The 13,530-nt window shown below is 52.7% G+C and carries 9 protein-coding genes and 1 tRNA gene; 9 read left to right on the top strand and 1 reads right to left on the bottom strand.

The genetic code is table 11. The annotated features are described in order from the left end of the window. The first annotated feature begins 317 nt into the window (after positions 1–317). The 8 genes from ACTG3Z_RS01610 (at position 318) to ACTG3Z_RS01575 (ending at position 10,169) form a co-directional block, all read left to right on the top strand. Entirely contained in the window at positions 318–1,478 is a 1,161-nt protein-coding gene (locus ACTG3Z_RS01610; protein WP_439140899.1) for a TAXI family TRAP transporter solute-binding subunit, read from the top strand. An 87-nt stretch (positions 1,479–1,565) separates the two neighbouring features. Next, positions 1,566–3,542, top strand: a complete 1,977-nt coding sequence (locus ACTG3Z_RS01605; RefSeq protein WP_439140898.1) for a TRAP transporter permease — start codon at positions 1,566–1,568, stop codon at positions 3,540–3,542. 35 nt (positions 3,543–3,577) lie between these two features. Next, on the top strand, positions 3,578–4,969 hold the full coding sequence (gene selA, locus ACTG3Z_RS01600; RefSeq protein WP_439140897.1) for an L-seryl-tRNA(Sec) selenium transferase: 1,392 nt from the start codon (positions 3,578–3,580) through the stop codon (positions 4,967–4,969). Further along, positions 4,966–6,858: a selenocysteine-specific translation elongation factor gene (gene selB, locus ACTG3Z_RS01595; RefSeq protein WP_439140896.1), complete on the top strand. Its 1,893-nt coding sequence runs from the start codon at positions 4,966–4,968 to the stop codon at positions 6,856–6,858. The genes selA and selB overlap by 4 nt, the downstream gene beginning before the upstream one ends. 16 nt (positions 6,859–6,874) lie before the next feature. Further along, positions 6,875–6,969: transfer RNA gene (locus ACTG3Z_RS01590), tRNA-Sec, on the top strand. A 53-nt stretch (positions 6,970–7,022) separates the two neighbouring features. Then, positions 7,023–8,579 (top strand): TlpA family protein disulfide reductase, encoded by a 1,557-nt coding sequence (locus tag ACTG3Z_RS01585; protein WP_439140895.1) that lies wholly within the window; start codon positions 7,023–7,025, stop codon positions 8,577–8,579. A gap of 95 nt (positions 8,580–8,674) precedes the next feature. After that, on the top strand, positions 8,675–9,196 hold the full coding sequence (locus ACTG3Z_RS01580) for a UGSC family (seleno)protein (protein WP_439140894.1): 522 nt from the start codon (positions 8,675–8,677) through the stop codon (positions 9,194–9,196). Between the two features lie 58 nt (positions 9,197–9,254). Continuing rightward, positions 9,255–10,169 (top strand): SMP-30/gluconolactonase/LRE family protein, encoded by a 915-nt coding sequence (locus tag ACTG3Z_RS01575; RefSeq protein WP_439140893.1) that lies wholly within the window; start codon positions 9,255–9,257, stop codon positions 10,167–10,169. An 11-nt stretch (positions 10,170–10,180) separates the two neighbouring features. On the opposite strand, the gene ACTG3Z_RS01570 is transcribed toward ACTG3Z_RS01575, so the two are convergent. Then, entirely contained in the window at positions 10,181–11,737 is a 1,557-nt protein-coding gene (locus tag ACTG3Z_RS01570) for a class I adenylate-forming enzyme family protein (RefSeq protein WP_439140892.1), read from the bottom strand. A gap of 187 nt (positions 11,738–11,924) precedes the next feature. Between ACTG3Z_RS01570 and ACTG3Z_RS01565 the strand changes: the two genes are divergently transcribed. Continuing rightward, on the top strand, positions 11,925–13,478 hold the full coding sequence (locus ACTG3Z_RS01565; protein WP_439140891.1) for an acetolactate synthase large subunit: 1,554 nt from the start codon (positions 11,925–11,927) through the stop codon (positions 13,476–13,478). The last annotated feature ends 52 nt before the right edge of the window (positions 13,479–13,530 follow it).

Below are 13,530 nucleotides of genomic sequence, written 5' to 3'. Positions count from 1 at the left end.
CTGATGAGCCTGTACGTCATCTGATTTCATTGAGAATACAGCAAACAAAAGAGTGACGAAAGTAACTTCAGAGTGTTCTGAAATAACGTTCCAAACGAACCTGCGGCCATAGTCCGCAACATTCCAACGGCGGATATGCTTAGAGGGATCGCAGTGAAAATTTCTATTTTGCCCCTACCACAATGTAAAAAAAGTGACGCAGCGTAAGCGCTATTTCCGCATAGCGGAATTGACTCCCGCAGGGTTCGCATTGTTCACTCCTTACAGACCCGAAGGGTGCATGTGCTGCAAACCAAGGGTCACTATGGGAGGAATTTATGCACTTATTCAAATTAGCAGCGGTGATTTCTATCGCATCAAGCGCTGTCTTCGCTGACGGCCATGATCTACCAAAGCAACTGACATGGACCGCCTACGGGACAGGATCTGCAGGCTATAACCAATCCGTCGCGATTGGTGCAGCATTGCAAGCAACGAGCGGCGTCAACCTACGGGTTCTGCCAGGCAAGAACGACATTGCCCGCACAGAACCCCTTCGCCAGGGTAAGGTACAATTTTCGGCGAACGGCGTGGGTGGATCGTTCATGGCCCAAGAAGGCGTGTTCCAATTTGGCGCAGAAAACTGGGGGCCACAGCCCGTGCGCGTTTTGGCCGCCAACAATGGTGGTGCCGTTGGCCTATCGCTCGCTGTTGCGGCAGAAGCTTGCGAAAAGGCAGGTAAGCCCGGATGCGAAGGGTTCACCTACGCGGATCTCAAAGGGATGCGCGTTGCTTGGGTCAAAGGAGCGCCCGCGCTGAATGTGAATAACGGCGCATATCTCGCGTATGGCGGATTGACATGGGACGATGTCGAGAAGGTCGAATTTGGCGGCTTTGGCGACAGCTGGGCTGGCATGATCGATGGCTCCGTGGATGCTGCATTCGCCTCGACCAATTCAGGACGCGCTTATGAGGCCGCCTCTGGTCCGCGCGGTGTTTATTGGCCCCCTATTGATGCAAGCAACACAGAAGGCGTCGCGCGCATGCAATCCATCGCGCCGTTCTTTACACCAATGACTGCCACGGTCGGCGCAACGATCGATGACACCGACGGCGTCGCAACTGCAGGCTATGCCTACCCTGTTTTGATGACCTACGCGGTGCAAGACGAAGGTCTGACCTATAACATGACCAAAGCGATGTATGAGAACTTTGACAGCTTCAAAGGCAACGCTCCGGGCATCAATGGTTGGGCGCTTGATAAACAAAACTTCCAATGGGTTGCGCCCTATCATGAAGGTGCCGTGCGCTATTACACGGAAATCGGCGTCTGGACCGATGAAGCTCAAGCGCACAACGACAACCTTGTTGCGCGCCAAGCTGCGCTTATGGCGGCTTGGGAAGAGCTGAAGGCAGAAGCGCCCGCAGATTGGGAAGCGGCATGGGACGCAAAGCGTCGCGAGGCTCTTGAAGCAGGTGGATTTGCGGTCGTTTTCTAAACGAACCACTGCGTGAAACAGATGGGCCTACGGGCCCACCTGACCCTTTCATCCGAACGTCGTCTTGACCCAAAAATTGAGCATGAAATGACAGAGCAAACCGGTGCGAGCGATCGCGGCAGTTCAGCCATTGAAGCTGAACGCAAAGCAGAGCAAATGACCTTTAGCGGTGCTGCGCGTTGGATGATCATTGTGTTCACACTCGCAGCGATTGGTGTGGCGATAAACCAGCTCTTTAATCTGCGCTTGGGTGGATATTCTTTGCTTGAGGGGATGTATCTTTATGTGCTCGCAGGTTTGTTCTTAAGTCTTACTTTCATCACCTTTCGTGCTTTCGGCCCCCCCTCTTCGCAGGTCCCGATCTATGATTGGGTTCTCGCTATAGCGACGCTGATGGTGACAAGTTTCTTTGTGTTCACCGCTGATGCAAGCTTGGATGGCGGTTGGGAATACGCCGCCCCTGAACGCGCGGTTTGGGCGTCTATCGCGCTTTACATTCTAATCCTTGAAGGGACGCGGCGCGCTGGCGGAATGGTATTGTTCTGCATCGTTCTTGTCTTTTCACTTTATCCCACTTTTGCAGAACATGTACCGGACCCTTTGAATGGCTTCACTCAACCATTCACCGATGTGATCCCATACTTCATGATCTCATCTGAAGCCTCTTTCGGCATACCTATGCGCGCCTTTGGCAATCTTGTAATCGGCTTTATCCTATTCGGTGCAGTTTTACAGTTCACCGGCGGCGGCAAGTTTTTCAACAACCTCGCGATGGCGCTTGTCGGCGGATATCGCGGTGGTGCTGCGAAAGTTTCGATCTTTGCCTCAGGCTTTATGGGGTCAATGTCCGGCTCTGTGATTTCAAATGTTTTGACCACTGGAGCCGTCTCTATCCCCGCTATGAAAAAGACAGGGTTTTCCGCGCGCTATGCAGCCGCAACCGAAGCCTGTGCGTCAACTGGCGGCGTCTTGATGCCCCCGATCATGGGGGCAACCGCTTTTGTTATCGCGTCGTGGCTGAGCCGCCCATATGTCGAAATCATGTTGGCTGCGGCCATACCATCATTGCTATATTTCTTCGGGCTATTCGTGCAAATCGATGCCTACTCCGCACGTCGCGGTTTGAAAGGTTTACCCAAAGTAGATCGCCCTGCGGTCATGCAAACCATGCGCGAAGGGTGGCTTTACATCGCGGTCTTTGGACTTTTGATTTTCCTCATGGTGGCCTTTCGTTGGGAAAAAACTGCACCGTTTTACGCGGTAGCTTTGCTTCTTGCGGTGAACCAATTCAACAAGAACGACCGTGTTTCATGGCAGGGGTTTCTCAACATTATCGTCTCAGTCGGGCGCACTTTGTCAGAACTTGTCGCAGTGCTGCTCGGGATCGGCATGATCGTTGGGGCGTTTCAGGCTACAGGCCTCACTGGCCCGCTCGCCAATGAATTGGTGCATATGGCTGGCAGCTCATTGACCATGTTGTTGATAATGGGCGCGGTCACATCTTTCATCTTTGGCATGGGGATGACCGTCACCGCTTGCTACATCTTCTTGGCGGTTGTTTTAGCCCCAGCACTTGTACAGGCAGGACTAAACGAACTCGCGGTACATTTGTTCATTCTCTATTGGGGCATGGTCAGCTTTATCACACCGCCGGTGGCTTTGGGCGCATTCGCCGCTGCATCAATGGCAGGCGCGAACGCATTTAGCACCGGATTTGAAGCCATGAAATTAGGTGGCGTCATTTATGTGATCCCGTTCTTTTTCGTGTTGAATCCAGCGTTGATTGGCCAAGGTCCGATGCTGGAAGTCGCAATTGTGCTCGGCTGTGCGCTGATCGGGGTTTGGTTCTTGTCTGCAGCCCTACAAGGCTACGTCGCTTTTGTTGGACCTCTTAATTCAAGCTCACTTAGCACGTTATTGCGCGTGATATTGTTTTTTGCGGGTTTGTGCATCGCAGCCCCCATCGGCGGGATCGCTGGGTTGAGCCATCTGATGCTCACACTAGTTGGCTTTGCAATCGCAATCCCACCGCTTGCCTTCGCGCGGCGCGCAGCACAAAACTAGCCGTTCCAATCACACGGTGCAGGGGCCAAGCAAACGTGATCAAAACTTTGAGGGATATTCCCCAAATTCAAACTTTGCTGGACCAGCCTTTGATCAAGGCGCTTCAGGCAGAGCATGGGCATGCACAAATTGTAGATGCACTGCGCCAGATTACTGTCACAGCACGTCGTGATTTACGCGACAACCTCGATGCTAACCTCCCTCCCTTTGACAGCAGGCAATTTAGTGAAATCGTGGAGGAGACAATCAAAACAGCGAACGCGCCTTCGCTTAAAACGGTGATCAACGCGACGGGTATTTTGATCCACACCAATCTGGGGCGCGCTTGTTTGGCACCTGAAGCAGTCGCCGCGATGCAGGCTGTCGCAGATGCGCCCTCCAACCTTGAGTTCGATTTGAAGACTGGGAAGCGCGGCTCGCGCCACGCGCATGTGGAAGCGTTGATCTGCGCGCTCACAGGCGCTCAAGCGGCGGTTGTCGTAAACAATTGTGCCGCCGCAGTTCTGCTAAGTCTGATGGCGACCGCGGCGGGTCGCAATGTCGTGGCCTCTCGTGGTGAGTTGATTGAAATTGGCGGCTCATTCCGCTTGCCTGACGTCATTGCGCAAAGCGGTGCGGCTTTGCGCGAGGTGGGCGCAACCAACAAAACAAGAGCACGCGACTACGCTGAAGCCATCGATGAAGACACAGCCGTTTTGTTAAAAAGCCACACGAGCAACTTCAAAATCATAGGCTTCACCGCCGCACCCAACAGGCGCGATCTGGCTCGCTTGGCACAAGAAAACAATGTGATTTTGATGGAGGACCTTGGCAGCGGTGTCTTGATTGACTTGGCCCCCTATGGATTGGTTGATGAACCTGTCGTCACTGACATTCTCAAGGCCGGTGTCGATCTGGTTATGTTTTCAGGCGATAAATTGCTTGGCGGCCCGCAGGCTGGGATCATTGCCGGGCGCGCAGACATCATCAACGATCTTAAATCGCACCCTTTGATGCGGGCGGTGCGTATCGACAAACTCTCACTTGCGGCGCTTGAAGCGACGTTGCGGCTTTATCGCCCGCCCTATGATCCAACCCAGAAAATTCCTGTCCTTCGAATGGTATCAGAACCTTTAGAAGCCGTTCAAAAACGCGCAGAGCGTTTAGCACAAGACTTCAAACATCTCGGCCTCGAAGATGTCGAAGTCTTTCAAAGCACTTGCCAAGTGGGTGCTGGGACTTTGCCGGGACAAGGCCTTGCAAGTTTTGCAGTCTCAATAGCACTGCAGGGCATGTCACCAGATCAGCTGGCCGCGAAATTACGACAGAGCGAAACGCCCGTGATCGGGCGGATCAAGAACGACAGAAGCATCTTTGATGTCCGTGGCCTAAGCGATACAGACGTTTTGGGCATAAGTGCCGCTGTCAGCGCTATTCTAAAACAATGAAAACTTGCTGCACCGTCGTAATTGGTCATGTGGACCATGGCAAAACATCGCTGGTGCGTGCGTTGACAGGAACCGATACAGACCGTTTGCCCGAAGAGAAAGCGCGCGGCTTATCCATCACAAACGGCTTTGCCTATTGCACATATGACAGCGGTATCATCGATTTGGTCGACGCTCCCGGACACAAAGATTTTATTCAAGCGATGATCTCTGGCGCATCCGGTGCGCAAGCCGCTTTGATCGTGATCTCACTCGTGGACGGTGTCTGTGAACAGACCTTGGAGCATCTGCGCATTGCTGCGTTGCTTGGGATTTCACAGGCTATAATCGCTATAACCAAAGCAGATACCTGTCCTTCCAATGATCGGCCAAAACAACTTGCCAAGATCAAAGCCACGCTATCCCAAACCCCATATGCAAAAGCACCTTTGATCGTATGTTCGGCACAATCCGGTGAAGGTATCGAGGTGCTGAACAGGGCATTGGAAAACCTGCTCCAGCGATCCTGTCTAAACGTTTCGTCACCCTATAGCTTTTTACCGATTGATCGCAGTTTCAACCTCACTGGGAAAGGCACGGTTGTGACTGGGACGTTACTTGGCCAAGCGATCACGAGTGACGATAGGCTAGTTCTGCAACCCCAAGGCCGTGAAGTATCAATCCGTAGTTTGCAAAGCCGGGGTTCCACGCGTGATCATGTTCAACCGGGTGAGCGAATGGCGGCGAACCTGAGGGGGATCAACCCCAATGATATTGCACGCGGCTCTGTGCTATGTACGCAGGGTTTGGGTGCACCCACTCAAAATGTCGATGTGCATCTGGAAATCTTGCCAAAGCAAACGCGACGGTTGAAACACATGCAAGATGTGCGCATCTTGTTTGGTGCATCGAGCGCCGTCGCTCAGCTGCGTTTATTCAAAGGGGGCAACCAAGGGTTCGCGCAGTTACGCTTTAGCAAACCTGTCGTTTGTTTCGCCGGTCAGGTCGGCATTTTAAGGTGTTTGTCCCCATCCGAAACGATTGGAAAAGCCGTATTTTTAGACCCTCAAGCAATACCTACAGGTTCCGGAGACCGTGAACGTTTGAACGTGTTGGAGGCTGCGCAAAAAGGTGATCCAAACGCCATCGCTGATGCTTTGATCAAGCAAGGAAACGGCGTTGCAAAAGCCCATAACATCGCAAAGGTCGCACGCCTGAGATTAGATGATCTTCTTACAGCGCTTAGTTCAAATTTTCAAAACCTGAACGATGATTATCTGAGCAGCCAAGAACAGATCGAGAGCGCCAAAGAAGCAGTGCTTCAGGCCATCGCACAGTATCACGACGCCCACCCACTGCGATCAAGCGCGCCGCGCAAAGTGATCGACCTTAGATCTTTCGCACAGTGGTTGCTAAACCACGTCGAAGATAAGCTCGTCGCGGATGGGATATTGCTGAAACAAGCAAACAAAGTTGCGCTTGTCTCTCACAACCCAATGAAGCTGATCAGCGATGCCCAGCGCCGCGTACTTGATGAGATCGAAACAGCCTATCAGCGCGCAGGGATCAATGAGCTGGCTTTGGAAGCTTTTCCAAAAAACGACGAAACGGCCGAACTGACACAACTGTTGATCGAAACGAAACGCTTGACCCTCTTGCACAATGTCGCGCTCAACCAGTTCCTGATCTTTCATGTCGACGCAATAACAGATGCCGCTGACACACTAAACGCGGTCTTCCCAGAGACCCACACCTTCACAACATCCCAAGCCCGCGTCGCACTTGGCACAAGTCGAAAAATAATCGTGCCTTTGCTTGAGCACTTCGATGCCCATGGCATGACCGTTCGCGACAAAGACACCCGCTACGTTGTACCCATGAAAACAGTTTCCCAGAACCATGGTACTTGATAGGCTCATCAGACACGGAGGTGACTGGAGTCTGGTGGCTTCCCTGGTCTTCAAAACCATGGACGCGTCGAAACGGCGTGTGGTGGGTTCGATTCCCATCCACCTCCGCCATAGAACTTTAGCTGTGTGGCTCTCTGCATGACACCGCGCAAAGGAGAACAGATATGAGCAAAGCGCCAAAGGACTTCTTATTGAACGATTTGTCTGGGGTGCCTCATGGCTTTCCAAGCAAGCGCGCCAGTTTGATCTGTTTCGTGAAAGAGGACTGCGAGACCTGCAACACTGCAGCCCCTGTTTTGGAAGCACTGAAACAGGCGCATGGTGACGCGGTAGACGTTCTTTTGATTGCCCAGTCAGGTGAAGCAAATGCAATCTTTGCTGAACGGCACAGCCTTTCCATGCCTGTGCTTGATGATACGTCGTGCCAAACTGCGTTTGAATGGGATATCGAAAGCGTCCCGTCCGTTTTCTGGATTGATGACGCAGGCGATATAAAATCCCACTTCGAGGGTTTTATTCGTGCGGATTGGGAAACTCTTGCTGCTGAAATGAGCAAAGACACGGCACAAGCCGCCGCGCAAATAGACTGGGCAAGCCTGCCAGAATGGCGCCCTGGCTGCGGATCCAAACATCTTGATCCCACGATCCATAACAAACTACGCGCTGCAGCCGAAAACAGCCCGATACATGCGCGTCAAATCGACATTGCCAGCAGCGACGACGTGGCTGAGTTTATGTTTGACCAGGGGTTTTCAGATGGGCTTCCCTTGGTGCCACCAACACCTGAGCGGGTTATGCGCATGCTTTCCGGCACACAACGCGACCCTCAAGAGGTTGTGGCCGCTGTCCCACCCAACATGGGGGAGGCGACAGTCGAAAAAATCGCGATCAACGCTGTCATGGCAGGGTGTAAGCCTGAATACTTGCCAGTTGTGATTGCCGCGGTTGAGGCCGCGTGCACCGATGAGTTTAACATCCACGGCGTGACCGCAACCACCATGGGCGCATCCCCTGTTATGGTGGTCAATGGCCCGATCCGCGACAAAATTGGTATGAATAAGGGTCTGGGTGCTTTGGGTGCGGGCAATCGTGCCAATGCAACAATCGGGCGCGCGCTTCGTTTAGTGGTGCGAAACGTGGGCGGCGCATCGACGGGTGGGGTTGAACGCTCTACGCTTGGTAATCCGATGAAATTTACCATGTGCTTTGCGGAACATGAAGAACGTTCGCCTTGGCCTGCCCTTCATGTGGAGCGTGGGTTTGATGCGCAGGATTCTGTTGTGACCCTTTTCGCAATGACCAGTGGCCCGATGCATATCGTCGATCAGCGTTCGCGCAGTCCGCATGACATTGCGGATACGTTGGGGCTTGGATTGGACGGCGTGTTTTCACCCAAAATGCGCAACATACCCGTGGATGCTGTGTTGGTCGTTTGCCCAGAACACATTGATACGTTGATGAAAGACGGGGAATTTTCAAAAGACGCGCTGAGGGCGCACATCCAAAGCGTAACGGCCCGCCCAGACGCCGAACAAAGCGTCGATGCAGCATTGCGCAGCGACACCAAAAGCGATGCCCCCGTGGGAGCCAAATTCGCCAGTTCCGAATATATCCACATCGTGGTTGCAGGTTCGGAAGCGGGTAAGTTTTCATCGGCGTTTCATGGTTGGGTCACAGGTGCAACTGGGTCGCTCTCGGTGTCAAAAAAGATCGGCGTGTAATGCACAAGCGCTGCTGAAAACGGCCCAACGTACTCAAGCAAAGATTGACGCCGGCGTGTTGCTCCTTAGACTATTTCCTAGAGAAGGGAGCCAGTATGACAACAATTCTCGACCCAACAGACGAACGCGTCCCTGTTGAGCGGCAGGTCACTACACGGACCGGCAGTTTAGCGGGCGTCATTGCGCTGTTGGACATCTCAAAACCACGCGGCAATGTGCTGCTGGATGAGGTAGAGCAACTTTTGGAAAAGGCCGCACCGGAACTCTCCGTGCGGCGTTATTCCAAGCCGACGTATGCGAAACCTTGCCCAGATGCGTTGCGTCACAAAATTCGTGACGAATGCGACTACCTCGTAGAAGCGCTGGCCGACTGAGGATCTTGTACGACGTGCAGTATGCACGACAACGTCTGGTTTGAAATCCAGGGGATCCCGGCAGTCGCCATTGCGTCAAGTGAGTTCGCGCAAGCCGCGAAAGCACAGCGCGCTGCACTAGGTATGAACGATGCACATTATGCGTTAGTGCCACATCCTATTCAGGATGCGACTGACGATGAAATGCGCGCCAAAGCGCAAGGTGTCTTCGATCAGATCATCGCGGCGCTTACGCTGAACTAAGAAAACATACGCAGCCGTATTCAATCTGCGGCTGCGTTTTCATTTGAGGACTATGATGATGAAACTGACGAAAGTGTGTGACGGGCTTGCGTTCCCTGAGGGGCCTATTGCAATGGCAGATGGCTCTGTCATCCTTGTGGAAATCAAACGCCAAACGCTTTCGCGCGTGCATCCCGATGGCCGTATCGAGGTCATCGCAGACCTTGGTGGTGGACCTAACGGCGCAGCAGTCGGGCCGGATGGCATGATTTACGTCTGCAACAATGGCGGTTTCGTTTGGACGCAGAAAGACGGCATCACACGCCCTGTCGGCACCCCAAACGATTACGAAACAGGATCAATCCAGCGCGTTGACCCCGTGACCGGTGCTTTTGAGACGATCTATCAAAGCTGCGATGGTCAACCTTTGCGCGGCCCCAATGACATCGTATTTGATGCACAAGGGGGCTTTTATTTCACAGACCTTGGCAAGACGACGCCCGAATACGTGCATCACGGGGCGTTCTATTATGCGCAAACCGACGGCAGCGCTATTCGCCGCGTGCATGGGCCTATGATTACCCCTAACGGCATTGGGCTTTCGCCGGACGATCAGACGGTACATGTCGCCGAAACCCGAACAGGGCGCGTGTGGAGCTTTAATTTGATCGAGCCGGGACACATTGGACAAGTTCGTTTTGACATGCCGGGCCGTCTGGTCACGACGTTACCAGATTATCAGTTGCTTGACAGTTTGGCGGTACAAGCTGATGGGCAGATTTGTGTCGCCACTTTGATGCGCGGCGGCATATCCACCGTACCTTTGGACGGCGGTGACGTCACATTTCTAGAGTTGCCGGGCGATCCCTACGTCACCAATATTTGCTTTGGCGGGCCGGACATGAGAGATGCTTGGATCACAGCATCGGGCACAGGATGCCTTTATCACACGCGCTGGCCCAGCCCCGGTTTGAAGCTAAACTTTAACGGCTAAGCCCCTGTCGCTTACTCCCAATAGGGTGCGCGAAGATCTTTCTTTAAGATTTTGCCAATCGTGCTGCGCGGCAGAACATCTCGGGTCTCAATGTCTGAAAGACGTTGGCTTTTACCAAGCTTTGCATTGGCGCGCTCTCTGATCTGCTCTGCACTGCGCGTTGCATCTGCGCGCAGAACAACAAGGCCAAGTGGCGTTTCCCCCCATGCATCTGAAGGCACTCCGATAACAGCGACATCCGACACATCAGGATCATCCAAAAGAACCAGTTCAAGATCATTCGCATAGATATTAAGTCCACCAGAAATAATCATATCCTTTTTACGATCTGACAGAACAAGGAACCCATCGGGGTCAAATGACCCCATATCACCAGATCGGAAGTAGATGTCACCCGCGTCATTGCGCCAGATATACTCAGACGTCAGATCATCGCGACCATAGTACCCCGCCATCATAGTGGGTCCACGCCCGCAGATTTCACCGACCTGCCCTTGCGATACTTCTTTGCCGTTTGTGTCGATTAAACAAATGTCATTGCCGGGCGCGAGCTGCCCCACAGTATGTAACTTTGTTGGATGTTCATCCGCCACCAAAACTGTGACACCGCCCCCTTCTGTAAGTCCATAATATTCGATCAATTTCCCTGGAAACCGCGCAAGAACATCTGCCTTCACATCAGCGCGCAAGGGGGCCGAGGTTGAAAATTTCACCCGCATTGAGCTCAGATCAAACCTATCGAAATCTGACACATCCATGATGCGTTTATATTGAACGGGAACCAACATCGTATGTGTGATCTTTTCACGCTCAACAATTTCGAGGTAAGCGCGCGCATCAAATTTTGGCATCAGATAAACTGTGGACCCACCAAACAGCGTTGGAATGAACGAAACGATTGTTGTGTTGGAATAAAGCGGCGTCGAGATTAGCGTGCGTGCTTTGTCATCGTATCCGTTGGGCGACACGCGATCCATCTGAGCAGCGCGCATTTGATGGTTTTGAACGATCCCTTTCGGGGTCCCTGTTGTGCCTGAAGAATAGATCAGATTGAACGGATCACTCATTTCGATCGCAATCATAGGATCATGCGTTTCAGCGTTTGCGAGCGCGTCTTCGTAGGCCTCAAAACCATCCATTCTAAAATCGAGCGCGAAGCGCGTTATCGGTAGTGTTTGAACAAAGTCGCTCACCAAATCAAAATACTGTTCTGCTATAAAAATTGCCTTTGGCTGGCATTCTAACAGCATCTTATGAAGCGCCTCCGACGAAGCCATCGAAGACAGCGGCGTCACGCACCCCCCTGCCCGCAAAATCCCCAAGAACAGTTCCGCATAGGCAATAGAGTTGGGCGAAAGGATCGCGACATTATCGCCTTTGCGTAGCCCAAGCCTCAGCAACAGGTTCGCAATTTTGTTGATCCTCGTGTCAAGCTGACCCCAACTCACCTTTGCATCACCACACACCAAAGCGCAGTTTTCAGGGTGAGCTTTGGCATTTTCACGGATACGAGCCACAACAGTTTCGCTGGGTGGGTTTCCCGAAAACGGCGGATTTATTGCAATCATCTAAGCAGCTCCCGTTTTGGCCAGCTCGCAAGCGTAGCCCATATGACGTTTACGCGTTCACAATGACGCTTACCTGTTCAAATTGCCAATGTTCCGCCAAGTCGTTTGGGAATTCAGTTGAATAAATTCGATGACAATTGAATTCGCACTCCGTTAAGCTGTGTAGACGCATTTGAAAGGACATCCTATGAACGGTGCAGATTCACTGGTTAAGACGTTTTTGAACAATTCAGTCGATACGGTATTCGCTAATCCCGGAACCTCTGAAATGCACTTCGTGGCGGCTTTGGACGATCACCCGGAAATGAATTGCGTCTTGTGCTTGTTTGAGGGTGGCACGACAGGAGCCGCAGACGGCTATTACCGCATGAAACGCGATGTCGCTGGCACGCTTTTGCATCTTGCACCGGGTTTCGGCAACGCCTTTGCAAATCTACACAATGCGCGAAAAGCGGGCTCAGGCATCGTCAATGTTGTCGGGGATCACGCCACTCAACACTTGCGATATGAGAGCCCGTTGAAAGGCGATATTCTTGGTATCAGCCATTCGATCAGTCATTGGACCCGCGTATCAGGCGACGCTGATAGTGTTGCATCCGATGGCGCAGCGGCCATTCAGGCCGCGCGGGCTGAGAACGGACAAATCGCGACACTGGTTCTGCCAGCAGATACGGCTTGGAACGACGTTACGCGGACACAAGCGCCTTTGGCTGGATCCCAAAGCCTTCATCGCCCTTCGCAGCAAGACATTGAAGCCGCAGCCCAGCGTTTGAAAACACCCGGAGCCGCGCTTTTGATCGGCGATGCGGCCCTCTTTGGGTCGTTGCGCGCGCTTGCTGGCAAGATCGCAGCGGCCACAGGGTGTCGTCTGATGGCTGACACGTTGATTCCACGTATTTCAAAAGGGGCAGGAACAGCAAAGATTGACCAGTTGGTTTATGCTGTGGAGCCAAAGATCAACCAACTGATCGGCACGTCTTCGATCACTCTGATCGGCGCTGACAGGCCAGTCGCATTTTTTGCCTATCCTGATAAGCCAAGTGTGCCTGAACCTGCGGATTGTGTAATTGCTGATTTATGTGCGCGCACAGACGATGTGGAATGGACGCTTACGGCGTTAGCGGACGCTGTTGGTGTCACCTCCAAAACCCAGATGACAAGCGTCCAACTTGACTTGCCCGACATTCCAAGCGGTTCAATGACATTAGAAAAAGTGGGTCAGGCCTTGGCGGCCTTGATACCCGAAAATGCGATTGTCTGTAATGAATCCGTCACGTCCGGACACAAGATTTTACCCCTGATCGGCAAAGCGCGCCCACACGAAATGCTTGCAGGAACTGGAGGCGCGATTGGCTTATGTTTGCCCTGCGCCACAGGCGCAGCCATCGCAGCCCCCGAGCGCAAGGTCATCGCCCTTACAGGCGATGGGTCTGCGATGTATACGTTGCAATCCCTGTGGACAATGGCACGCGAAAACCTCGACATAACTGTCATCGTATTTGCAAATCGCGGCTATCAAATTTTGCGTAATGAGCTGACGAACGTCGGCGTCGGGCAAGTTGGTAAAAATGCGCAAGCAATGTTTGACGTCGAAAACCCAACGCTTGATTGGGTGTCTTTGGCAAAAGGCCACGGGATCCCCGCAACGCGTGCAGAAGATATCGACAGCTTTGTAAAAGCACTGATTGCTGGATTGGCAGAGCCTGGACCATCCCTGATCGAAGTGGTGTGCCCTGTTTAATGCCCCCTTGCTTCAGCGCTGCTGCGAACTTACAGATTTACACAGGATAAAT

Origin of the sequence: Planktotalea sp. (assembly GCF_965659345.1) — a bacterium.
Classification (GTDB): domain Bacteria; phylum Pseudomonadota; class Alphaproteobacteria; order Rhodobacterales; family Rhodobacteraceae; genus Planktotalea.
The sequence above is the reverse complement of the archived record's forward strand: the minus strand, read 5'-3'. Positions and strand labels throughout refer to the sequence as shown.